This is a genomic window from Piscibacillus salipiscarius JCM 13188 (assembly GCF_001311865.1).
GTDB classification, from domain to species: Bacteria; Bacillota; Bacilli; order Bacillales; family Alkalibacillaceae; genus Piscibacillus; species Piscibacillus salipiscarius.
In genome coordinates this window covers 40,026-62,424 of the sequence record NZ_BBCD01000001.1, presented here as the reverse complement: position 1 = coordinate 62,424, position 22,399 = coordinate 40,026, and the positions used below count along the sequence as shown (strand labels likewise).

The window sequence follows — 22,399 nt, the reverse complement described above, 5'->3', positions numbered from 1 at the left end:
AGTAGACGATGACGATGAACCAGAAGACATCTAAGTATCATCCTTACATCGATGATTATATGCAGATGGTTGAGCAGGGGGAAATCGAGGCCTGTCAAGAACAAAAACAATTGATGTCATTTTTGAGGTGGAAGCTTGATCAACCAGGTGTTGTCATAGATGCCGAAGCTATCGAACAGTCGGTTGAGAAACCAAAACCTTATTTTCCATTCGAGCTATATGCCTGGCAGCGTTTTTGTAATGCTTTCATATATGGTGTCAGGTATGATGATGGCCGGTTAATGTTTAACCGGTTTTTGATTGAAATTGGACGTGGGGCCGGGAAGAATGGATACATTTCTTATAACTCGTTTTACATGATGAGTGGTCACCATGGAATTAAGAATTATGATATTGATATTGTGGCCACTTCAGAAAAGCAGGCAAAAACCTCCTTTGAAGACGTATACAATGTTTTGGATGAGCCTAAACGTCAGGAAAAGATGAAAAAGATTTTTTACTGGTCCAAGATGCTTATTCAACATCGTAAAACGAAATCAAAATTAGAATACAATACGTCCAATGCACGAACAAAAGATGGTAAACGAAGCGGTGCTGTTATTTTTGATGAAATACATGAGTATGGCGATTACAGTAACGTTAAAGTGTTTACCTCTGGTTTAGGTAAGAAGAAAGACCCCCGAACGTTTTACATCACAACGGATGGTTATGTTCGAGGCGGTGTATTAGATGACTTAAAAGCTGAAGCTAAAATGGTGTTGAATAAAGAGTTGCCTAAATCAACGTTGTTTCCGTTCATTTGTAAATTAGACGATGAATCAGAAGTGGATGATTTAACAAAATGGCCAAAAGCAAATCCGTCATATCCTTATAACGAAGATCTACAACATGAAATGCAGCAAGAATATCATGATATGCAGATTAACGCGCAGCTGCGAATCGAATTTATGACAAAGCGAATGAACCTTCCTCAAGAAGACGTTAAGAAGCAAGTGGCTGCTTATGAAGATGTGTTGGCAACAGACCAGCCGTTTCCGGATAACATACAAGGTATTGATGCTGTAGGTGGAGTTGACTTTGCGGATGTTCGTGACTTCTGTTCAGTAGGTGTGTTATTTAAAGCTAATGGCAAGAGGTATTGGCGACAACATACGTTCATTCATCATTTAGCGTTAAAGCTTCAAGATATTAATCCTGAAATCATAGACCTCGCGAAAGAAAAAGGTCTATGTACGATTATCCATAACGAGAAATCGATAGACCCAGACAGAGTTGTTAACTGGTTCATTGATCAATTACAAACGTTCCATATTAAAAAAGTGGCCATGGATAAATTCCGCGCATCAATCTTAAAACCTAAGTTCGAGGAAGCGGGTTTGAAGTTGAGATTGTAAGGCGAGGACCTGTGACACACGCTATGTTATCGCCAATGATTGATGATATGTTCATTAATCATAATATCGTTTTTGGTGACGATCCGATGATGCGGTGGTACGTCGGCAATGTTTATAAAGACGAGAAAGGGAACGGCAACATGGAGTATTGCAAAATTGAAAAAGATAAACGAAAAACGGATGGCTTTTTCGCCTGGACTCATGCACTTGTATTGGATGACGAGTTAGAAGAGTATGTTCCATTTGAACCAATGCCAACGTTAATCTTTTAAAAGGGGGTGAGAGCTTGGGGATTAAAGAATTATTTGGCTTTACAAGTAGTGATAAAAATTCTTTTCAACTAGACGAAATTTGGGTGGATCTAGGAGTCGAGTATTTTTATAAAAACTTGGCTGTTCAGAGCTGCGTCAACTTAATTGCGAATACCTTAGTGCGATCTAAATTCAGAACGTATGAAAAAGGTAAGGAGAAAAAAGGACATAATTTTATTTATTTAATGTTCAGCCCAATCAGAATCAGAATAGCAGTGAGTTCTTTCATGAGTTTGTATCCAAGTTGGTTTTTGATAACGAATGTTTAGTCGTTATGCAAAACAAAAAGCTTTATGTTTGTGATTCGTATGACATGAAAGAGTATGCGTTAAACGAAAACATGTATCACAATGTTGTCATTAAAAACTATCAATTACACAAAACATTTTATGAACATGAAGTATTTCATTTCAAACTCAATAACGAAAAAATCAAGAGTGTGATCGATAATATGTATGCTAGTTATGGCAAGTTGTTATCAACATCTATGAACTATTATAAACGTTCCAATGCGTTAAGAGCTCTATTAAGAATGGAGGGTGTGAGAGCTCAAAATGCAGAAGAGCAAAAGAAACTTGAAGATATGTTCAATGCACAATTAAAAGCTTTCATGACAGCTGAAGGGTCAGCGGTCCTTCCTTTGCAAAAAGGAATTGAGTTTGATGAGACTCAAAAATTATCTAACTCTGGTAATACCAGCCGAGATGTACGAGCATTAGTCGATGATATATTCGATTTTGTCAGTATGGCATTTCTCATTCCTAAAGGATTATTAAAAAGCGATTTGGCCGATGTTGAAAATCAAACAAATAACTTTCTAATGTTCTGTGTGGCTCCCATTGCAGAGCTTATAGAAGACGAGATTAACCGTAAATTTTACTCAAAAGATGAGTACCTTGAACGAACGTATCTTAAAATCGATACCTCTCTCATCAAGTATGTCGACATCGTTTCGATTGCAGGTGCGTTTGAAAAACTATTATCAAGCGGTGCTCATTCTGTAAATGATAATTTAAGATTAATCGACAAAGAACCAATAAATGAAGATTGGGCAGAGCAGCACTTTATCACGAAAAACTATGAAGAAATTCAAAAGTTTTTGAAAGGGGGTGAGAAAGATGACTAAACAACAAAGTTAGAAGCTATTTTTGATCGTTTTAAAAATGCGAATGCGAAGTTCGAAATCAAAAACGAGCAAGGCGAAGAAGGGCCAGCCAAGATTTTTATTTATGGATCTATCGGCGGTTGGTTTAGTGAGACAAGCGCCCGTGAGATTCGCCGCAAGATTAATGCGATAGAAGCGGATGACATTCATGTCCATATTAATTCTCCTGGTGGTGATGTATTTGATTCAGTGGCCATTCATAATCAGCTTAAGAAACATCGGGCGAATGTTACCATTCACATTGATGGGTTAGCTGCTAGTGGTGCTTCGGTAATTGCTATGGCCGGTGATCATATTGAGATGCCAGGTAACGCAATGATGATGATACACAATGCATGGACGTTTGCAGCTGGGAACGCAAAGAAATTACGCAAAATTGCAGATGATTTATCAAAGATTGATGCTGGCCCTGTGAAAGCAAGTTACTTAAATCGGTTTGTCGGTGAAGAAAAGGAACTCATTAAGTTGCTTGAAGAAGAAACATTTTTAACCGCTGAAGAGTGCCTAGCCTTTGGATTTGCGGATGAGATTGTTGAAGATATAGAGCTAGAAGAGGAAACGCAGGAAGAAGAGAGTGCAAAGAATCAGTTATTAGCTAAATATGCTGCTCAAATTCAACCTCAACCTGAAGTAAAAATGAACATGACGATTCAACAACTCAAGGTTTGGAACACAATACAAAAATATTGGAAAGTTTCTTAAGCGCTTTTAACAAATAAGCGTTTTATTTTATGCTCAAAAAGGAGGAAAACAAAGTGAAAACAGTTCAACCATTAACACTCGATTTACAATTTTTTAATGGTGGCATTCAAAATTTAGATCGAGAACAGAATAAGCAAAATGAGTTAAAGCAGAATATCGCAAACGCGTTAGAAAGTGGCGACTCTGACGAAATGGCTAAAGCATTAACAGGATTAGCTGAAGGAATTCAAGCTGATATTTTACAAGAAGCGCAAACGTTAGCTTCTAGCCAATTAAACGACGAAAAGGTATTAGCTCAGCGCGGGATCCATGCATTAACAAAAGAAGAAACAGAGTATTATAACGAGGTTATTGATGGTGCCGGATTTGATGGAGTTGAAAAACTAGTTCCAGCCACGGTTATTGATCGTGTATTTGAAGAATTAGTACAAGAACATCCCTTATTAGATTTAATCAATTTTGTAAATACAACAGGCGTGACAAAATGGGTTCTAAAGAAAGGTGATGTAAACCCAGCATGGTGGGGTAAACTGGTTGATGCTATTAAAGAGCAGCTCGATGATGGCTTTGAAACCGTTGATACTAATCTTTATAAACTATCAGCATTCTTACCAGTGGCAAACGCTATGCTAGAATTAGGCCCTCGTTGGTTAGATCGTTATGTTCGCACGGTATTAGTTGAAGCAAGTGCGGTGGCATTAGAAGAAGCAACGGTCGCTGGTACGGGTAAAGACCAGCCGATTGGCATGATTAAAGATTTACAAGGTTCGGTGGTAGACGGTGTTTATCCGGATAAGACAGCTACGGCTTTAACCGATTTTGGCGTTAAGTCACTATTTAAAATCCGCGGTGATTTATCAAACAACGGTAAACGTAAAGTTCGTAATATGATTTTACTTGTTAATCCAAATGACTATAACTATAAGTTAGCTGAGCATGTCGTATACCGAAATGCAGCGGGTCAGTTTATGACGAATCTACCTATTGATGCAACGATTATTGAATCGGTAGCGGTACCGGAAGGAAAATTAGTCGCTGGTATGGCTAAGAATTACTTCATGGGTGTGGGTTCAGAACGTAAAATTGCTTCTTCTAAAGAATATCGTTTCTTAGAAGACGAAACAGTTTACATTACTCGCATGCTAGCCAATGGTCGACCTAAAGATAATAGTTCATTTAAGGTCTATGATATTAGTCAAATTGGCGGGACTCCCTAATGCGCCCGCCAACCTGGCTACATCTAATGTAACGGATACCACATTATCGCTTACATGGGATGCAGTCAGTTATGAGGCGGGAATCGAACATTATGAAATTTATCGTGATGGTGCTTCAGTGGGCACGAGTACGACAGCAAGTTTTGATGATACAGGCTTAACAGCAGATACAACTTATCAATACCAGGTTAAAGCCATTGCAACAGAAGGAACAGAATCACCATTAAGTGATGCGGTATCTGTCACTACGGCCCCAGCGGTCTAATCTAAAGGAGGTTAACATGCATGAATTATCAAGTGAACAATCGATTTAGAGATACCCAAGACCCCAATGACTCAGATAAAGACAAAGTGATTTATGAAGAAGGAGATCCATTCCCGCGCGAAGGATATGAACCTTCTCAAGAGCGTCTTCAGGAACTAGAAACAGAGCATCCAACTTATAAACGAGTCTTCATTAAGAAAGTTGAAAAGCCGAATAAACAAGAGTCAGAGTTACTGTCTAAAACAGATATTCGCAAAATGAATAAAGGACCTCAAGAAGAGCTAATTCAACAACTCGGAGGTAACCCAGATGAAGCTAGCAATGAAGATGAACGAATTGAACTGATTTTGAAGTTGCAGGAGCAAACAGCAGAAGAGTCATCCTCAGAGTAGGGGGTGACTTTTTTGACTGAACAAGAACTTCAAACCCTACGAGATAAACTTAAAAGTCGACTCGATATCACATGGGATGATGCCGGTACCGATAATGATTTACTTGACATTATTAAATCGGGTATCGCTTATCTAGATGAAATCGCCGGTACTAACCTCAACTATATTGAGGATTTAAAGGCTAAACAATTGTTATTGGATTATGGGCGTTACGTTTACAACAATGTGTTTGAGTTATTTGAAATTAACTTTAATCATGAACTCTTAAAACTATCCATTCGTGAAGGGGTGGTAGCTTATGAAGCGTCTACAGATGAAACCACTTCATGAGCCCTTAAATGATGGTTTTTTAGAGTATGGCCGAGTCACACCAGTCAGAAACGGTGTTGGAAAACGAACGGGCGAGGCTTTTGTGTCTGAAGGAAAATTAGCCTTTAAAGAGCTGAGCGCTCGAGAAGAAGACTACCGCATGGCCGGACTAAAAGGGGCAAGTCTTGATATCAAGGTTAAAACGTTATGTCCGCCTAAATTAAAGCGCATAAGTAAAACACAGCTGACCGTAATGATTGACCAAATTGAATATGACGTGATTGAAGTGGACCGAGATAACCAACAACGTTATCTCTATTATTTGCAGGAAGTGGGTGTGAGAGATGAATGAAAAACCTAAAGCCTATATGCAAGAACAAAGTCAAAAGATTTATGATCAACTAAACCAACACTTTAAACTACCGATTTTCCAAGATGAAGTAGGAGAAAACGAAATACCGAGTGATTATCACTTTTTTCTATTGGTGTATGGAGATATCCAGAGCACTAAAAATGATGTATTACTCCAAGATGTTTATATCATTTATACATCTCAAAACAATGCAGCAGTTGATCAAGACGTACTCGACATCATCTCTCTCATCAATCCTGTTAAAGGGGTTTCATTCAACCGAACTATTAAGCAGCGTTTAGAAATTAAAGAAACAGATGATTATTTGGATGAAGTAACCGTTCATTTTAGGAGGAAGCTAAGTTATGAGCACCAGTTACAATCTTGATTATTCAGATATACAAGCGTTAGAAGAAAAATTGGCTCGTCTTCCAGGTCAAATGGAACAAGTCATGAATGATGTGTTACATCGACAAGGAATCGAAATCACGGCTCGTCATATTACTGAACGAATGCCGGTTTCTGATCGTAATAAACGTCACGCAAAATATAGTAAATGGTGGAAAAGTGAACGTCATAATTTAGGATTTACGATTAAGGCTAAAGGCGGAGCTGCGAATAAACCGAGAAGTTTCGGTTATTTAGTTTTTCCGAATGAAGGTCGCGGTCCTCACAATCCGATGGAACAGCGTTTTATGGAAGAAGGATTAGCAGAAAGTGTTAATCCCATTCTTAATGAGTTGAATGAAGCAATTGATCAAAAATTGAAGGAGGAATTAAGCTAATGGCTACAATCGTTGAAAAATTTGATCCCATGACGATTACGAATGTGGGAGTTCAAATGATAGATACCGATGGGACCCAACAAGATGGAACCAAATTTGGTGCTGCAGGTTCTATTGGCGGTGAAACAACACTACGTGAGATTATTAAAACAGAAGAGGGCGTTGAGGTGGATAAAATTGTGAAGCCTCAAAAAATGGATTTAACGGTATCCTCTCATGTTCAGCTGAAAGTCATGCGTGATATTTTTGGCTTTTCAAACCAGGACTTAAAGCCAGGTGTTTATTCTTATGGTCAGGATTCAAAAGGGAAGCACTTTGTCTTAACGGCTGATGTGATTGATGAATTTGAAGATCACACGAAATTAGTGGCTTTCCCTAAATGTGTTAGCGCGACTGGTTTTACGTTTACGATTGAAAACGGAGCGGATGAGGTTGCGTTAATGGAATTGACATTAACGGCTTATCCGGATGACTTTAAACAGTTTTATTATGAAGCGATGGTGGAAGAACTTGAAGATACAACCATTCCAACGACATGGCATCAACAGTTTGATCGTACATTAGTAGAATCGGTTCCGACTCCCTAATGCGCCCTCCAACCTAGCAGCATCTAGCGTGACGGCTACAACCTTAACGCTAACGTGGGACGCTGTTAGCTATACGGAGGGAATCGATCATTATGAAATCTATCGTGATGGAGCATCAGTGGGGACTAGTGCGACAGCAAGTTTTGATGATACAGGTTTAACGGCTTCGACTTCTTACATGTATCAAGTCAAGGCGATTGGAACCGATGGAAAAGAATCAGAATTGAGTCAAGAACTACAAGTTACAACAACTGCTTAAAGAGTAGGGGGATCCCTGCTCTTTTTAATTTGTGTATGATAGGAGGCTTAAATAGTGCCTAAAGTTGAAATTGTCACACTGAAAGATATGGAAGTCATTGAAGTCGATGGTGAATACGAAACTCGATTCATGAATGAAAAGCGGTACCCAGCAGCCATAACCAACTACTCATTAAGTATGGGTGAAAAAATGGGACTTACTAAGGGATCTCAATTAACCGATCTCATTAAATTATCAGCCATGGAATCTGTTCGAAGAGATCTTGAACAACAACAGTTATCAGAAGAAAGCATTGAAGCAGCTGAAGGAATTGATATTCACAATTACCTAAAAGTAATTTATCTTGCCATTATCGGGTTGAATCGAAAACTCGACCTTACTTTTGATGACTTTCTAGAAAAATACCACGAAGACACACTTACGATTATTCAAACGTATGTGAGCCTTGTATTAGCGAGTATGAACATCAATAAGAATCAGTTTGCGGAAGGATTCAAAAAAAAGTACGGCTAAAAAAAGTAGGTCAAGATAAAAGACGTTCGTCCACCCAATATTACATTTGAGTGTGTGGAGGACCGATATGTCATGTACTGCTTGGTCTATGGAATAGATTCCAATATTTTTGGCATTCACCTATTCCGGATGTAGAGCGAATTTATGAAAGCAAAAAGGCATATGAAAATTGGGTACATAACCCGTTATGATAGGCAGGTGATAAGATGGCGAAACAACCTGAAACGAAAGTAACCTTTAGTGTTTTTAACAAAGAGTTCAATGAAGCTATGAATGAAATGAAAGGCGAAAGTAAACAGCTTCGAAAAGAGTTCAAGCTTCAGTCTGAACAAATGAAAGATACCGCATCCGAGACGCAAAAGTTAGAATCACGAATCGAGTATTTGGGTAAGCAACAGTCGATTGCCAAAAGGCAAATTCAAGAGACGGAAAAGCAGCTCGAAAAAGCGAAAAAAGTCTATGGCGAAAATTCAAATGAAGCCAATAAACTATCCAACCGTTTACTCGATTTGCGTATTTCTGAACAGAAACTACAAAATTCTATTAATCGAACTGAAACGGAACTCAATCAACAAGCGCAGGACATGGCTGATGCTCGAAAAGAAGCGGGCAAATTCAGGCAGTCATTAGATAAGACAGCTGAAGCAGCTAATAATGTCGGTGATTCTTTATCAACGGGTCTAACATTACCATTAGCTGGTGTAGGAGTTGCAGCCGGGGCTACAGCTATGAATGTTCAAGATTCTATTCGTCTTATGAATGACTTAGTCGGTGAAGCGGGTGATGAAGCTAAGCAGCTTGAAGAGGACTTTAGAGCTGTTTGGGATGATGGGTTTGGTAATAGCCCAGAACATGTCGCACGGTCTATTGCACTCATTAAGCAAAATATCCAAGGAATCAATAATGGATCTGAGCTACAAAAGGTCACTAAGGATATGTTAGCCCTAGCTGAAGTGACAGAGGTGGATATGAGCGAAGCGACCCGAGGGGTTAATCAGCTCATGCACAACTTCGGTATTACAGCCACGGAAGCTCTTGATTTATTTGTGAAAGGTCAGCAAGAAGGACTCAATTATTCAAATGAGATGTTTGATAATATCGCGGAATATGCCCCGTTATTTCAAGGTATGAAATTTTTCGGCAGGGGAATACTTTGCGATTCTAGCCAATGGTACCCAAAACGGAGCATATAACTTAGACTACATTAACGATTTAATGAAAGAGTTTAATATACGTGCTCAAGACGGGTCTAAGCGAACAGCAGATGCCTTTAACCAAATGTCTAAAGATACACAAGAGGTTTTTGAAGCATTTGAAGATGGGGAAGCCACAACGAAAGATTTGTTTAATACCGTTATTCCTGAACTCGAAAACATGGATGATCAAGTCCAAGCCAATCAAATTGGTGTTGAATTGTTTGGCACAAAGTGGGAAGACATGGGGGCTGACACGGTTTATGCCTTAGATGATGTCAATGAATCACTGTCAGACACACAAGGGGCTATGGATGAGTTATCTAAGTCTCAAGAAGAGACGTTAACCGTGAATTTCAGCGAACACTTAGAGGCATTTTAAAGGCATTAGAACCTATTGGTGAAGAATTACTAGAAATTGCTCAGGAGATCACACCTAAAATACAAGAGTTATCGGATTGGTTTGTTGAACTAGATGATGAAACGCGCAATGTTTTGTTAACTCTAGCAGGAGCTGCAGCGGTTGCGGGTCCAGCGTTAAAAGTGTTTAGTGGGCTAACTTCGATTGTTAAAACATTAACGGGTGCTATTGGACTAGCCAGTAGTGGCGGGTTAGTATCAAGACTTGCTTTATTAAGTCGTGCGGGTCCGATTGGGTTAGCTATTGCGGGGGTTGTTGGATTGGGGGCTGCGTTATATACCACGTTAGGCCGAACCAAAGAATTTGACGAAGCCTCGTTAGAGACGGCGGATAAACTCATGAAGCAACATCGTAGTAATGAAGAGTTAATTAACAGTTATGACGAGCTTCGCCAAAAGTCGAAGTTAACCACCGATGAGTTTGCGAGATATGTTGATTTACAAGACCGATTAGATGAAACACATAACCCTCAGACGTTAAAAGATATCAAAGATGAAATGGCTAAGCTGCAGGAAAAATCAGGTTTATCTGCGAAACAGTTTGACCGGATGGTTGGGTTAAACCAAGATTTAGTTGAAGTGATGCCAAACGCCACAACAAAGATCACAGAGCAAGGGAATAAAGTGGCCGGCACGACCGATGAAATGAAGAAATACAATCAAGAATTGCAGACCATGGCTACACGCAAAGTCGAAGACCATTTTTATCAGCAGCTCGAAAATCAAAACAAATTATTAGAAGAGCGTAATCAACTTGAAAAAGATTTGACCAGGACTCGCAAAGTCGAAGATGAAATTAGTAACATGTTGGTCAATTACAATAAGACCTTACTCGCGAATAAACGTGAACAATATGAACAAACACTTCAAGAACTAGATGCCCAAATTATCAAACGACAGAATCAAAATAAGTCAGTTAATAAACTTATGGAGCAAAAAGCCATCAATAAAGCCTTATTAGGATTAACGAGACTAACAAAAGATGAGCTATTCGAAGAGTATAACACTTACCGTAAGCAAAACACTGAACAAAAGGAAAAATTAGAAGCTAAAGAACAAGAACTAGGAAAGTTAGAGTTGTCTCTACAGCGTCTTCAGGAACAATACTTGCTTGAAGCAGGTATTACGGATGAAAATGCTAAACAAGCTGTTCGAGAAGGGAAGACATTATCTGTTTTAGATAAACAAATTGCAGCTCTAAAAGAAAACAAGCAAGAGCTTCAAGAACAATATCCAGCTGCATTGCGAAATACAGATGAATATCGTAAGGCAGTCAGTGAGATTGATAAACAAATTGGTAAACTGGAGTCTACTAAAGGCAAAATTAATGAGTTAAATGGAGTGGCAGCTGAATTCACAGATGAACTTGGCAGAGACGTTAACAAAAATGCCAATGTAAATGTATCACCATCTGTCAGTGATATCAATGCTGCATTATCTGAACCTGTTTATCGAAAGGTTAACGTGAGCGTTACTGAGTATACGCGAAGTCGATTATTGAGTTCTTACGCAGATGGTACCAACTTCCACACCGGTGGTCCCGCACTCGTTGGGGAAGAAGGGCCTGAGCTTATCCGTGAAGGTAACAAATGGTCGCTAACTAGTTTTGGCATTCTTCCACATTTAAAACGTGGTGCTCAGGTCTTCACCTATGAACAAACACAAAAATCCTAAGAGGCATTAATCAGTTACCAGCTTATGCGAGTGGTGTAGGTGTAAGTGAATCCATGAATAACCGTCTAAATGATTTGTCTTCTGACTTAACGTTAAGGAATCAAGTGTCAAATCAAATGAAATTTGATATAGGTGTCGGAGATGTTGTTCTGGATGGTCAACAAGTGGGACAAATTATTTGGAAGCCTGTTCAAGACTATATGCAACGAGAAGAAGCAATTGAAAAAGAGTTTAAATAGAGGTGAGGGATGTGAAAAGTGAGTTAAATTTCAAAGTCAGAAAACAAAACACTGAATACGACATGCATGAATTAGGGGTGTGGGTTGAATCGTTTCACATACACTCACCAAACAGCCAAAAGACCACTTTACAAATGCCAGGTAAGCATGGATCACGATTAATGCAATCTTCGCAAGGTGTTCGAACGGTTGACATATCTATGCAGTTGGAACAGAACAGTTTGTTTGAATACGATGAATTGAAGCATCAAATTTATGATATTTTCTATTCGGATGACACACTGACCATTGTAAGAGATTTACGACCTGATCGTGAAATTTATGTCATTCAAGAAGGCGATTATGATTTGGAGAATATCACTAAATCTGATGGGCGTTTTGAGCTATCGTTAACTATGATTGACCCTTATATATACGGTAAAGAATTATTTGAACCATTAGCGTCAACAGCTGGAACAATTATCAATGTTGAAGGCACGAATCCTACTCAGCCGATTATTGAACTCGATGTGTTAGCTCCCATCACGTTTGCTTTAGTCAGTAATGGAGACGAATTTATGATGATTGGCCAACCTGTCGATGTGAAACAAACACCGGTCCAAAAAGAAGAGCGGGTGTTTTATCATGGCATGGAATCCATGACAGGTTGGGTATCAACGAATGTCATAGGTGAAGGTTATATTAACGGTTCAATGGATTTTGACAGCACGGGATTTTTCCCTGTTTTTGCTGCTCCCAATCCGGATGAACAGGAGTGGCATGGCCCAGCTATGAAACACAGCTTGTCAGAAACCGTCCAGGATTTTAAAGCTGATATGGGTTTTCGGTTCTATGCTGAAAGTCGCGGGGGTTCCGTTGGACGGATTGAAATGTATGGGTTAGATGCGACGAATGGCATTGTCTTTCGAGCGTTCATCGAAGATAAGTGGAAAGGGAGAGACCACTTTGGGGTTCAATTAGAGTTAGGTAACGGGATGGTAACGGACTATTTGACCTTGCCTAAGTCGCTAGAGGATATGTATGGACGCTTAAAAGTCTTTCGTGAGGGTAATAAATGGACATTAATTATTCAACATTTAAGAGATGGCACGGGACAAATTGTTGAAAGAGAATGGAGACGAACCCTAACGACAGATGCCGTGATGCAACCAGTGTCCCAAATCCAATTGGCGTTTCAAAAATTTTATGATTTACCTGAAGAAGACATGGAAGTACTCCTCATGCGCTGTTATAAACTTAATGATGTCCAAGGGATTCCATATATCGCAAACGCTGGTGACAAAATTGTATTTGATCATAGAGACACTCAACAACGCAGCCCAGAAATTCGGGTTAATGGTGAGTTGCGTAATGATCTCAAAGATTTTGGCGCTACACCGTTCAGTTTACAACCCGGTAAGAACACCTTAGCTTTATTACCTGATAATGCGGTTCAAGCTATTTTACGCTATCGCCCAGCCTATAAGTAAGGAGGTGATCATGATTGCAATCACTCATTCATCTAGCTGACAAACAAACAGGTGAAGTACTCGATTATATTACGGAAGATAATTACTGGCGAGATAACCGCCGAATTAATTTAACATCAAACCGAGATACGTTTGATTTTATTACCTTTTCAGATAAGGCATTTTCAACTCATATCCAAGATCAGAACCGTTTGGTGATTCCGGATAAAAAGGTAGGGTTTGCCGAATTTATTATTGATCAGCATATTGAAAGACTTAATCAAAATGGCAGTCACGAAAAACAAGTTTATTCGACAGCTAGTTATTTGCGATTAAAAAAAGCAAAAATCATTGACCCACAAGAAACAACGGCAGAGACTGCTGCATATCATACAACGGAAACTTTAAAAGGAACCGGTTGGAATGTTGGAAAAATAGCTCATACAACCTTACGGTCATTCAATATTGAAGAGCATACCAATCCTTATAGCTTTCTAAAGAGAATAGCCAGTGAGTTTAATCTTGAGTTGCAATTTCGAATTGCTATAGAAAATGGAAAGATTGTTCGGTATGTCGACATGCTAGAACGGATTGGCAGATGGCGAGGCTTTGAAGTCACCTTTGGGCACAATCTATTAGGCATTGAACGGAAAAGTAAATCTACGAATGTTGTAACGGCTTTACTCGGTGTGAGTCCAGCTGATGTCGATGGCCAAGTTAAAACAGCTCTTATCGAAGATCAAGAAGCCTTAAAACGTTGGGGTGTGCCAAATGCTAATGGTCAACTGCAACATTTATATGCGGTTTACCATCCACAGTCGTCTGACCCTGATATGACGCAAGAACGATTAGAAACGCTCACCACAAATGAACTCGAAAAGCGTGTGAACGCGACCATTGAATATACGACGGATATTGCTACCTTGTCGAATAAGTTAGGACAGCAAGTGTTTATTGGCGATACGGTCAGAGTAAAAGATGAAAAGTTTAATCCAGCCTTATATCTAGAAGCTAGAGTTCATACAGCTGAGGGTAGTATAAAAGAACATGCTAGAACTAAAATTGTCCTGGGCGACTATGTTGAGTTCACCCAGGAAGAAGTCATGTCAATTTGGCGTAGTTTACAAAAACAAGTAGCTAGTAAAATTGAAGATGCCGAGCTTCGAGATTACACTTACAATAAACTGACCATTGATGATAAAGATACTACCGTTTTTGAAGATGGCAAAACGTTCGCCGAATTACAAGCAAATGATGCCCAAACTGCAGCTGAAAGTTATGCAGATACCGTTTCAAGTCAGGCTCAATCAGCAGCCGAAAGTTATGCGGATGCAGCAGCTGGCCAAGCCTTAATTGATGCTCAAAATTATGCAGTCGCGCAAACCGTTTATGATAACAAAATGACTGAAATAGCGAGTGATTTAAGTGATAAAGCAGACATAACGTATGTTGATGGTGAACTCGTAAGCAAAGCTAATAAAGGCGATGTCTATACAATTGAGGAAGTCGATAATGCACTATTAAACAAAGTGTCCGTCACACAATATCAAACGGATATGGACGGTGTTGTTCAAGACTTAAACACTCATAGTACTCTTATTGGGCAAAACCAGGATGCTATAGCTTTAAAAGCTGACAGTAGCCGGGTGGATATGATAGAAGGAACTGTTCAGGATCATAGTGCTGAGTTAACTGTCATGAGTGATGAGATTTCAAGCAAAGTAGAAGCTGATTATGTCGATGGCATCGTGGGCAACATGGATACTAGATTGCGATTTGACGGTATGGATGATTATGTTGAAGTTAATAATGTGGGAAGTTACCTCAATTCTACTAATTCCTTCACTGTTGAGTTTAATATTAAGTATATTGAGTTTGTAAATCATATGGTGGCTTATGGAAATAAAGCAAAAGAATTCTGGTTTGAACCTTTTAAGACTGATGATGTAAGCACGGGTATTTCTGCAAATTTTGTAGATACAAATGGAACAAGTCATCAATTAAACACAGGATATGTTTTACCATCCACTGCCACTTGGTATTGGTTATCTTACACCTGGGATGGAAGGTATTTAAAAGCATTTTTAATGGTGAAGAAAAAGGAAGTTTAGATACTGGCGGAGTTACTGCGGATTTACCTATTATTCACTATATAGGTTCATATGGTGATGGATCTAACAATATTAATGGGGGAAATGAAAAATGTTAGAGTGTGGGATAGCCCTTTAACCAAAGAACAAATCCAAAGTAATATGAATTCTGAATTAACGGGTACAGAAACAGGCCTTGTAGGATACTGGAAAATGAATGATGGTGTTGGTAACATTGCATATGATAGTGCAGGTAATAACGACGGAATTATTAGCGGAGCAAGATGGCAAGGCATAGCTACAACACCTGCTGGTTTGCTGGACGTTACTGTATCTGAACACACTACTCAAATCACACAAAATGCTAATCAAATCGAATTAAAAGCGGAAGCTTCAACTGTCGACACGTTATCAGGTGATGTCAGTAATATGCAATCAACGATCACGCAACATGCCAATGAAATTGAGTTAAGAGTGCGGGAAGATAATGTAGTATCCGCCATTAACTTATCATCTGAAAGCACCACGATTAATTCTAGTAAAATTAATCTAGTGGGGGCTGTGACCGTTTTATCGGATATCACAGGTAATTTAGGAACGATTAACGCTGGTCAAATTCTAGGTATTTATATAGAAGGGGCAGAAATTGTTCAAAATGCAGGTAGTGGTCATACCAGTATCCACTTGAACAATGAAGGGTTGATTGTTAAAGATAGTACCAATAATGATCGACTCGCCATTGTAACCGATGAATATGCATTTCAGGGTGCAAATCCATCTAGTATTTATTTTGAACCGAATACATCACAAGAATTCATTCTAGGCACCCTTCATGAAGGATTGGGTGAAGCCTTTTTAGGGTTTGTTGATTATCACAGTGGTTACTTTTTTAATATCAGAAACCGCGGTGGTCGAATTACGCTTGATGCGAATGAAGTTTATTCTTATGCCAATCATGCCGTGCAAAGTAATGGTCCCGGTTTACAACTCGAAGGCAGAAATCACTTTTATATAGAGTTTTATAAAAATGGAAGAACTAATGGGCGTAGTGGTTATTTTGGTTATCCTAATTCGACATCAAATGATGTCACCTTTTCAAACGAGATGAATGGTGGTTGGATTAGTTTTAATGCTGTTGGCGGTGGTAATGCAAATAGAGTGGTTGACATGAGAGCTAACATTGGTTCTGGTAATAACGTTTCTCTCCGTTTACCTGGGCTTGACACGTATACCACTTCTTCAAGTCCGAATCTATATATTAGTGGGGCTCATCACATTATACGTTCAACTTCAGCAAGAAAATACAAGAAGAATATTGAACCTTTAGAAGAAGAATACGCGTTTAACTTTTTTGATAATGCCGAGCCTGTATGGTATCAATCTAAGGCCAATGCAGATCCTGATCATTATGGGTATTATGGTTATATTGCTGATGATATAGCGCCAATAGAACCTCGATTAGTTAAGTTTAAAGACTATGATGAAAACGGCGATCCATATTTTGAACCAATTGGCGACGTTTATGAATGGGCTGAACCAGAAGGGTTTCACTATGATCGCGTTCCAGCATTATTGCATAAAGTGATGAAAGTAAAATTTACAGAGTATGACAATCGACTCAATTATTTAGAAATTGAGAATCAGTTGATGAAAGAACGGATTAGACAATTAGAGGAGGCCTCTTAATATGCAGGTGAAAATTAAACACGCTAAACTAGGGCAGGTCATTGACCTGCTTTTTAATTTGAGTTTGAAAGGCAAACAATCAAGGCATCGTACTAAATTTATTCAAAAGCTAAGTGAGCGTTATAAAGAAGTCGAAGAACAACGCATTGAATTGGCCAAAGAGTTTGCGAAAAAGATGAAAATGACGAGCCCCTAAAAACGAAAGATGGAAAAGGGTATGAAATAGAGGACCAAGAAGCGTTTCAAAAAGAAATAAAAGAATTGTTTGAAGAAGAGTTGGTCATTGATGGGGGTGATAACCAAGGAATGCTGCAAACCGTTAAGAAGGTGTTGGATGAATGCGATGTGGCTTTTAGTGGTGTACAAGCCACTGCTTATGACTATATATGCGATCAATTAGAGGAGGGTGTTAAACATGATTAACAGCTTAACTATTAAAGTGAACAATATCCAATTTGTGCACACAGGAGAAGAACCGACCGTAAATATTCATTTCCGCGGAGTGGATCCAGATAATCAACTTAACGTGAATGGGTATGTCCCCGTTACAAATGATGAATATGAAGCCAATTCAGGAGTTAACCAGCTAGAACAATTAGTAAGAGAAAAATTGACCGAACGAATGACAGTGTAATTCATCGTTGGGAGTACGAGAGGTGCCAATAACCTCTCTTTTTTAATGACCAAATATATAGAGGGAGGTCAAACTTATGACTAATAAGGAGATGAATCAAAGATGGGAAGTGTTAATTTGTCTTATTTAGAAGCAGCACATTTTTTATTTATTCGGAGAAGTGAAATTTCTTCACTTACTACTATTATTAATGGCGCTGGATATCATCACAGGTGTGTTTAAGGCTTTTAAAAACCGTAATCTGTGGAGTAGGAAAAGTTTATTTGGATATGCCAGGAAGGTTCTTATATTAGTTGTGATTATCCTGGCGAACGTAATTGATCAAATACTAGGATTAAATGGAACGGTTGCCTATGCAACGGTTCTTTTTTATATTGCGAATGAAGGCCTGTCAATTATGGAGAACTTAGCAGCTGTTGGTGTAGATGTACCTCCAGGACTATCTAAGAAACTGAGCAGTATCAGTGAAGACAATAAGAGTGTAACCCAAGAAATGCGAGAAGAATTCTCAGATAAGGAGCGTCGATAAAGATGGCAACATTTATTTATCCAAGCGTTAAAAGAGTAACAAGTGAGTTTAGATCAAATACGAGGCCAGATCACCATGGAACCGATTATGCTCAACCAGGTTATCATGAAATTAAAGCGGTCGCTGATGGAAAAGTCACACGTTCGTACGAATCAGGTTCTTACGGCCAGTGTATTATGATTGAACATCACATTAATGGCGAGACATGGGAGTCCGTTTATGCTCATATGCGCGATGGTTCACGCAAAGTTCATGTTGGGGACCATGTTAAGCAAGGACAAGTTATCGGTGTAATGGGGAATACGGGCCATTCATTTGGCCAACATTTACACTTTGAATTGCATAAAGGAAACTGGAACATCAACAAAACGGATGCTGTTAATCCAGAAAAATATTTAGGAAGAAATCTTTACGCTGCTAACTTAAAAGTAGATGGATTATGGGGCAGTATAACAACTAGAGGTCTTCAAGAAGCATTAGGTACCGTAGAAGATGGTATTATTAGCGATCAATATAAGAATGACGTAACGAAAATGATTGTCAGTGGTATTACGTTTGGCCAAGGTGGCAGTTTAGTGATTAGAGCCTTGCAACGTAAAATCGGTGCAGCTGTTGATGGTTACTTAGGTCCTGAAACAGTTAGAAAACTTCAGAGATATTTAGGAACACCTGTTGATGGTGTGATTAGTGACCCAAGTTTAGTAGTTAAAGAGCTACAGCGAAGATTAAATAAAGGTATTCTATAAATACCAACTTCTATAATAATTCAATAATATTAAATAAAACAGATTACAAATAACGTCATTTATCCCCTCTTGGAATGGAGGGGGTGAATGATTTTTTTCAATATCATTATTCCAAGTGAAAATGGATAAATTCATCTTTTGATATAGTGACTATTATTTCTATGCAAAACAATTATTTCAAAGCTTTTATTAACAGTTCTTTGCTTTATAATCATTTAATATGAAATGGTTTAAGTACATCCACCATTGTATTTTAATAAAATACAATTTATTTTTGCAGGATTTTCTCATTACATGTTGAAATATATTATTAACACACATTGAAAACTCTAACTAGTTACTAAAAATAATATAAACGGAGGTTTTATTATGAAGTTTTATTATCTCTATCACTGATTTTGGCGTTAAGTTTTAGCTTTACGATTTATGTGTCAGCAGAAACTTTAACAGAGGATCAAACACAAATCCCAATTAATGGTTCAAGCTGGGATTATGGATTAGGTTACTCAGCATTTAATTTAACAAGCAGTGGAAGTATATATGTACTAGCACAGACAAATTATGTAGGGGCTAGTTCTGTATATGTTCAGATTGAACCAGGAACTAATGGGTCTTCTATTAAACGGTCTAATTCGAGTGCTGGAGGATCAGTCAGCATCACACAAGGTATGGGTACTTATAATAATTCAAATTTATATCATAATTATTCTACCCATAGAATTTATAAAAATGGAGTGCTTGCTGGCACCGGTAACACTAGTATTCATTGGTGATCATAAGCAATTAGGATGAAACTATGAAAAAATATAACAATATGCACTCTAGCTTGTTTTATTTTATTTAGTTGTAATACAACTAATGATATAAAACGAAATATACGATACAAACAATCTAATATAAATGGTTTCAGTTTAGGTTTATATGATGAGACTTCTAGTGATAGACATCAAGTAATATATAAATTAAAAAGCGATGAGTCCTTTACTCCGACTATTAAAATAAATAATAATTTTAATAGAGGTTTTACTTATAGACTATTAATATTACAAAATTATGAACAAAAGAAATTAAACTCAATAATAAAATGATGGATTATATTGACGTTAATATAGGTAGAAATCAGAGCAAAGAATTTCGAATTGAAGTTAATGTTGAAAAAGGTGTTAATGATTTATTGATTTTATGTATTAGAGACCCTGATAATATTCTAGATAAAGAACAATACGTACCAACTGGCACTGTTTATTTAGCTAGAAGAGCTGTTACTATAAAAGGTGTAGAATATAAGCAAAAAAATATACCCCCTAAAAAAATAACTATTTATAAAGAAAATGAATCTAATGACGGTTCTCGAACTTCGCCATATGTTGTATTAGAAAATAACGATAAAAAAGAATTGTCTATGAATAGAATACCTAACAGCTTTTCCGGCTCAATGTATTTAAAAATGGGCAATAGTAGTAAAAGGACAAACTATGCTATATTCGCCATATTAGGTTCGGAATTAATGAAAATTGAAACTCCTTATATAATAGTGCATGAAAAAGGGGATTTTAAATTAAAGTTAATGGATTTGCCAATTGAAGGCGAACTTAATAAAAATTGATAGTCGGAGTTATAGAAAATCCTTTCACTCTTGACAAAGATGAACTAGTTCAACAAAAAGTTGAATTTGTTAACTTAATTTCATTAGTGGAAAAATAATAAAAGAGGGAGTACTCCCTCTTTTATTATTTTTTGTTTTTACTTGTATAATGTGAACCTGCTTTAATCCATTTATTTGTTTTGGGATCAAAAACAGCATATTTAAACTGCAGTTTGTCATTTGAGTCTATCCAACTCGCATAAAAATAAACTTCTGTTTCAGGTGGCGAGTTCGGCTTTCCGTTGTATATTGAATCGGGTAAATACTTAAAAATCTTTTCCTTTTCCAATATCCTTTTATTTCTTTATACTCAGTTATTATTCGTACATTTTTGTTAGCTAATTTATACTCCTCATAAAAGTCTGGATTTACTCTCTCTAATACTTTATCCAATTCACCGCTCTCGTTTTTTTCAGCAATAATTTCTTCACTAAAACTTATAAACAGTAAAAGAAACATTAAGGAAATTAATAAATGTAATTTTCTCATCTAAAATAATCACTCCTTTATTATAAGGATTGATAATTAGTGGATAAAATATACAAAATATTTATTCTCTAACTGAAATTTAATTACTCCAATATGTATTGTTACAGACTATCAATTAGGAGTGATTACTACAAGGTTAGACTTTTATGCAAGTTGAATCCATTTAATTATTGATCCCATCATTTCATTGAATATAAACACACCTCTAAATAATAAATAGATAACCATTATTTCCTGATTAAGTATTTTGTTTCTCTATAATCTAAATGAGGATTAGAATTATTCATTCAGAACACTAGAGTTAAGTATAACTAAAGTTATATGAACCAATAATAATAATTCAACATATAAATTTTGAACTTGTAAGACTATTGTCACATTTTGTATAATGTTGGTAATGGTAAATAAAGGGGGAATATTTTATGGAGAAAGTATTAGAAATCGTGAAATCAAAGTACTTTGTAGCGATAGTCGTTGCTATCATATTTATCGTGATTGGTTATCAAGCAGGTTACGGTAGTGGGTTTGATGATAAGAAGGCTTTGATTGATAATAAGAAAGTTTCTTATGAGAGTCTAAATGAACAAGTTAAAGGGCTACAAACAGATGTTAGTAGTTATGATGAAGAATTGGCTGCTAAGGAAAGTGAACTAAAAGATATTAATAGTCAACTTGAAGAAAAGAAATCCGATTTAGAAAAGTTAATACAACTTGAGAAAGACCGAGATATTCTAAAATCGGAAAAATCAAATCTGGAGTCCGAGGTTAATTCATTAAGAGACAGTGTAGATAAATTGGAATCTAAACTTGCTGATTTAAAAGGTGGAGTCGAAAGAGCTGAAGGTGAAGCTAAACGTTTAGGTGCTGGACAATACCTGGTCGGAATGGACTTACCACCAGGTCGTTACGAAGTCTTTCCAGAAGGGTCTGGTAGTAATTTTGTGGTTTATAACAGTGAGGGAAGTTTAAAAGTAAATACGATATTAGGTAATAATGGTGTAGATAGCTATGTATTCTTGGTTAATGAAGAAGATTATATCGAAACAGAGGCGGCAGTTAAATTTGTGCCAGTAGAATAACAAAAAAGAGAAGGGTCTATTATTAGATCCTTCTCTTTTAGTGTATATTTTAGAAAACTTTAATCTAAGTCATAATTAATTCACCCATGAATTACCCAGTATTTACCCAGAAAAATTAATTTTAATTTTATTTAGAAAAACTCAAAACACTTTTATAATGTGGATTATATCAGCATTTAGCTTAATTTTATTTAGATTAAATTAAGAAGGTATGTTCAGAACTCAAGTTCATCCTTGGGAACGTGAGCAATATATGAGTAGTTATTAATATGATTA

28 protein-coding genes and 3 pseudogenes are annotated in these 22,399 nt (G+C 37.3%); 29 read left to right on the top strand and 2 right to left on the bottom strand.

Features of this window, described 5'->3' with window-relative positions:
* Positions 1 to 8: 8 nt before the first annotated feature.
* The 3 genes and pseudogenes from JCM13188_RS00390 to JCM13188_RS00385 all read left to right on the top strand — a co-directional run.
* Positions 9 to 1,666: pseudogene (locus JCM13188_RS00390) on the top strand (terminase TerL endonuclease subunit).
* A gap of 14 nt (positions 1,667 to 1,680) precedes the next feature.
* Positions 1,681 to 1,974 carry a hypothetical protein gene (locus tag JCM13188_RS17330; protein WP_279401182.1) on the top strand — a complete coding sequence of 98 codons (294 nt, stop codon included), beginning with the start codon at positions 1,681 to 1,683 and terminating at the stop codon, positions 1,972 to 1,974.
* Positions 1,938 to 2,831 (top strand): annotated as a pseudogene (locus tag JCM13188_RS00385) (phage portal protein); the annotation flags it as partial. The gene JCM13188_RS17330 and the pseudogene JCM13188_RS00385, both read left to right, overlap by 37 nt.
* A 9-nt stretch (positions 2,832 to 2,840) precedes the next feature.
* On the opposite strand, the gene JCM13188_RS00380 reads toward JCM13188_RS00385, so the two are convergent.
* Positions 2,841 to 3,026, bottom strand: a complete 186-nt coding sequence (locus JCM13188_RS00380) for a hypothetical protein (RefSeq protein ID WP_054751385.1) — start codon at positions 3,024 to 3,026, stop codon at positions 2,841 to 2,843.
* Between JCM13188_RS00380 and JCM13188_RS00375 the strand changes: the two genes are divergently transcribed.
* The 25 genes and pseudogenes from JCM13188_RS00375 (at position 2,943) to JCM13188_RS00260 (ending at position 20,516) form a co-directional block, all read left to right on the top strand.
* On the top strand, positions 2,943 to 3,572 hold the full coding sequence (locus tag JCM13188_RS00375) for a head maturation protease, ClpP-related (RefSeq protein WP_369404749.1): 630 nt from the start codon (positions 2,943 to 2,945) through the stop codon (positions 3,570 to 3,572). The two genes, JCM13188_RS00380 and JCM13188_RS00375, sit on opposite strands and share 84 nt — an antisense overlap.
* 53 nt (positions 3,573 to 3,625) lie before the next feature.
* Positions 3,626 to 4,789 carry a phage major capsid protein gene (locus JCM13188_RS00370; protein ID WP_279401181.1) on the top strand — a complete coding sequence of 388 codons (1,164 nt, stop codon included), beginning with the start codon at positions 3,626 to 3,628 and terminating at the stop codon, positions 4,787 to 4,789.
* On the top strand, positions 4,773 to 5,054 hold the full coding sequence (locus JCM13188_RS00365; protein WP_279401180.1) for a fibronectin type III domain-containing protein: 282 nt from the start codon (positions 4,773 to 4,775) through the stop codon (positions 5,052 to 5,054). The genes JCM13188_RS00370 and JCM13188_RS00365 overlap by 17 nt, the downstream gene beginning before the upstream one ends.
* Before the next feature lie 20 nt (positions 5,055 to 5,074).
* Positions 5,075 to 5,446, top strand: a complete 372-nt coding sequence (locus JCM13188_RS00360; protein ID WP_054751381.1) for a hypothetical protein — start codon at positions 5,075 to 5,077, stop codon at positions 5,444 to 5,446.
* 12 nt (positions 5,447 to 5,458) lie between these two features.
* Entirely contained in the window at positions 5,459 to 5,776 is a 318-nt protein-coding gene (locus JCM13188_RS00355; protein WP_054751379.1) for a hypothetical protein, read from the top strand.
* Complete coding sequence (locus JCM13188_RS00350) at positions 5,745 to 6,107, top strand: head-tail adaptor protein (RefSeq protein ID WP_439646597.1); 363 nt, start codon at positions 5,745 to 5,747, stop codon at positions 6,105 to 6,107. Before JCM13188_RS00355 ends, JCM13188_RS00350 begins: the two co-directional genes overlap by 32 nt.
* The gene (locus tag JCM13188_RS00345) at positions 6,100 to 6,495 is read left to right on the top strand and encodes a hypothetical protein (protein ID WP_054751376.1); all 396 of its coding nucleotides are present in this window, start codon (positions 6,100 to 6,102) and stop codon (positions 6,493 to 6,495) included. Before JCM13188_RS00350 ends, JCM13188_RS00345 begins: the two co-directional genes overlap by 8 nt.
* Entirely contained in the window at positions 6,473 to 6,892 is a 420-nt protein-coding gene (locus JCM13188_RS00340; protein ID WP_279401179.1) for a hypothetical protein, read from the top strand. Before JCM13188_RS00345 ends, JCM13188_RS00340 begins: the two co-directional genes overlap by 23 nt.
* Entirely contained in the window at positions 6,892 to 7,479 is a 588-nt protein-coding gene (locus JCM13188_RS00335) for a hypothetical protein (protein WP_054751374.1), read from the top strand. Before JCM13188_RS00340 ends, JCM13188_RS00335 begins: the two co-directional genes overlap by 1 nt.
* A 13-nt stretch (positions 7,480 to 7,492) precedes the next feature.
* Positions 7,493 to 7,738: pseudogene (locus JCM13188_RS00330) on the top strand (fibronectin type III domain-containing protein); the annotation flags it as partial.
* A 54-nt stretch (positions 7,739 to 7,792) separates the two neighbouring features.
* Positions 7,793 to 8,251 carry a hypothetical protein gene (locus JCM13188_RS00325; RefSeq protein ID WP_054751369.1) on the top strand — a complete coding sequence of 153 codons (459 nt, stop codon included), beginning with the start codon at positions 7,793 to 7,795 and terminating at the stop codon, positions 8,249 to 8,251.
* Positions 8,252 to 8,457: 206 nt separating this feature from the next.
* Positions 8,458 to 9,444, top strand: coding sequence for a phage tail tape measure protein (locus JCM13188_RS00320; RefSeq protein WP_054751367.1), 987 nt, complete (start codon positions 8,458 to 8,460; stop codon positions 9,442 to 9,444).
* Positions 9,410 to 9,826, top strand: coding sequence for a hypothetical protein (locus JCM13188_RS00315; protein ID WP_369404748.1), 417 nt, complete (start codon positions 9,410 to 9,412; stop codon positions 9,824 to 9,826). The genes JCM13188_RS00320 and JCM13188_RS00315 overlap by 35 nt, the downstream gene beginning before the upstream one ends.
* A 113-nt stretch (positions 9,827 to 9,939) precedes the next feature.
* Positions 9,940 to 11,538, top strand: a complete 1,599-nt coding sequence (locus tag JCM13188_RS00310; protein ID WP_054751364.1) for a coiled-coil domain-containing protein — start codon at positions 9,940 to 9,942, stop codon at positions 11,536 to 11,538.
* Positions 11,539 to 11,591: 53 nt separating this feature from the next.
* Positions 11,592 to 11,777, top strand: a complete 186-nt coding sequence (locus JCM13188_RS00305) for a hypothetical protein (RefSeq protein WP_054751362.1) — start codon at positions 11,592 to 11,594, stop codon at positions 11,775 to 11,777.
* Between the two features lie 11 nt (positions 11,778 to 11,788).
* Positions 11,789 to 13,246: a phage tail domain-containing protein gene (locus tag JCM13188_RS00300; protein WP_279401178.1), complete on the top strand. Its 1,458-nt coding sequence runs from the start codon at positions 11,789 to 11,791 to the stop codon at positions 13,244 to 13,246.
* A 14-nt stretch (positions 13,247 to 13,260) separates the two neighbouring features.
* The gene (locus JCM13188_RS00295) at positions 13,261 to 15,336 is read left to right on the top strand and encodes a phage tail spike protein (RefSeq protein WP_054751358.1); all 2,076 of its coding nucleotides are present in this window, start codon (positions 13,261 to 13,263) and stop codon (positions 15,334 to 15,336) included.
* 84 nt (positions 15,337 to 15,420) lie between these two features.
* Positions 15,421 to 17,001, top strand: coding sequence for a tail fiber domain-containing protein (locus JCM13188_RS00290; protein WP_054751356.1), 1,581 nt, complete (start codon positions 15,421 to 15,423; stop codon positions 16,999 to 17,001).
* Position 17,002: 1 nt separating this feature from the next.
* Positions 17,003 to 17,197 (top strand): hypothetical protein, encoded by a 195-nt coding sequence (locus JCM13188_RS00285; RefSeq protein WP_054751354.1) that lies wholly within the window; start codon positions 17,003 to 17,005, stop codon positions 17,195 to 17,197.
* Between the two features lie 80 nt (positions 17,198 to 17,277).
* Entirely contained in the window at positions 17,278 to 17,424 is a 147-nt protein-coding gene (locus JCM13188_RS17325) for a hypothetical protein (protein ID WP_279401177.1), read from the top strand.
* A complete protein-coding gene (locus JCM13188_RS00280; RefSeq protein ID WP_054751352.1) occupies positions 17,417 to 17,635 on the top strand; it encodes a hypothetical protein in 219 nt (72 codons plus the stop codon). The genes JCM13188_RS17325 and JCM13188_RS00280 overlap by 8 nt, the downstream gene beginning before the upstream one ends.
* A 160-nt stretch (positions 17,636 to 17,795) precedes the next feature.
* The gene (locus JCM13188_RS00275) at positions 17,796 to 18,164 is read left to right on the top strand and encodes a phage holin family protein (protein ID WP_279401176.1); all 369 of its coding nucleotides are present in this window, start codon (positions 17,796 to 17,798) and stop codon (positions 18,162 to 18,164) included.
* A 2-nt stretch (positions 18,165 to 18,166) separates the two neighbouring features.
* Entirely contained in the window at positions 18,167 to 18,910 is a 744-nt protein-coding gene (locus JCM13188_RS00270) for a M23 family metallopeptidase (RefSeq protein ID WP_054751350.1), read from the top strand.
* A 428-nt stretch (positions 18,911 to 19,338) separates the two neighbouring features.
* Positions 19,339 to 19,683, top strand: a complete 345-nt coding sequence (locus JCM13188_RS00265) for a hypothetical protein (RefSeq protein ID WP_279401175.1) — start codon at positions 19,339 to 19,341, stop codon at positions 19,681 to 19,683.
* A 314-nt stretch (positions 19,684 to 19,997) separates the two neighbouring features.
* On the top strand, positions 19,998 to 20,516 hold the full coding sequence (locus JCM13188_RS00260; protein ID WP_054751346.1) for a hypothetical protein: 519 nt from the start codon (positions 19,998 to 20,000) through the stop codon (positions 20,514 to 20,516).
* Positions 20,517 to 20,741: 225 nt separating this feature from the next.
* On the opposite strand, the gene JCM13188_RS00255 is transcribed toward JCM13188_RS00260, so the two are convergent.
* Positions 20,742 to 21,044 carry a hypothetical protein gene (locus tag JCM13188_RS00255; protein ID WP_054751344.1) on the bottom strand — a complete coding sequence of 101 codons (303 nt, stop codon included), beginning with the start codon at positions 21,042 to 21,044 and terminating at the stop codon, positions 20,742 to 20,744.
* Between the two features lie 422 nt (positions 21,045 to 21,466).
* On the opposite strand from JCM13188_RS00255, the gene JCM13188_RS00250 reads away from it, so the two are divergent.
* Entirely contained in the window at positions 21,467 to 22,123 is a 657-nt protein-coding gene (locus tag JCM13188_RS00250) for a hypothetical protein (RefSeq protein WP_054751342.1), read from the top strand.
* Positions 22,124 to 22,399: the final 276 nt, after the last annotated feature.

Bases quoted from the DNA above. Each gene is read 5' to 3' on its own strand.
- JCM13188_RS00320 (WP_054751367.1), top strand. From the start codon at position 8,458: ATGGCGAAACAACCTGAAACGAAAGTAACCTTTAGTGTTTTTAACAAA.
- JCM13188_RS00340 (WP_279401179.1), top strand. From the start codon at position 6,473: ATGAGCACCAGTTACAATCTTGATTATTCAGATATACAAGCGTTAGAA.
- JCM13188_RS00290 (WP_054751356.1), top strand. From the start codon at position 15,421: ATGAAAAATGTTAGAGTGTGGGATAGCCCTTTAACCAAAGAACAAATC.
- JCM13188_RS00350 (WP_439646597.1), top strand. From the start codon at position 5,745: ATGAAGCGTCTACAGATGAAACCACTTCATGAGCCCTTAAATGATGGT.
- JCM13188_RS00260 (WP_054751346.1), top strand. From the start codon at position 19,998: ATGGATTATATTGACGTTAATATAGGTAGAAATCAGAGCAAAGAATTT.
- JCM13188_RS00255 (WP_054751344.1), bottom strand. From the start codon at position 21,044: ATGAGAAAATTACATTTATTAATTTCCTTAATGTTTCTTTTACTGTTT.
- JCM13188_RS00305 (WP_054751362.1), top strand. From the start codon at position 11,592: ATGAATAACCGTCTAAATGATTTGTCTTCTGACTTAACGTTAAGGAAT.
- JCM13188_RS00285 (WP_054751354.1), top strand. From the start codon at position 17,003: ATGCAGGTGAAAATTAAACACGCTAAACTAGGGCAGGTCATTGACCTG.
- JCM13188_RS00380 (WP_054751385.1), bottom strand. From the start codon at position 3,026: ATGGACATGAATGTCATCCGCTTCTATCGCATTAATCTTGCGGCGAAT.
- JCM13188_RS00270 (WP_054751350.1), top strand. From the start codon at position 18,167: ATGGCAACATTTATTTATCCAAGCGTTAAAAGAGTAACAAGTGAGTTT.
- JCM13188_RS00360 (WP_054751381.1), top strand. From the start codon at position 5,075: ATGAATTATCAAGTGAACAATCGATTTAGAGATACCCAAGACCCCAAT.
- JCM13188_RS00335 (WP_054751374.1), top strand. From the start codon at position 6,892: ATGGCTACAATCGTTGAAAAATTTGATCCCATGACGATTACGAATGTG.
- JCM13188_RS00345 (WP_054751376.1), top strand. From the start codon at position 6,100: ATGAATGAAAAACCTAAAGCCTATATGCAAGAACAAAGTCAAAAGATT.
- JCM13188_RS00280 (WP_054751352.1), top strand. From the start codon at position 17,417: ATGATTAACAGCTTAACTATTAAAGTGAACAATATCCAATTTGTGCAC.
- JCM13188_RS00250 (WP_054751342.1), top strand. From the start codon at position 21,467: ATGGAGAAAGTATTAGAAATCGTGAAATCAAAGTACTTTGTAGCGATA.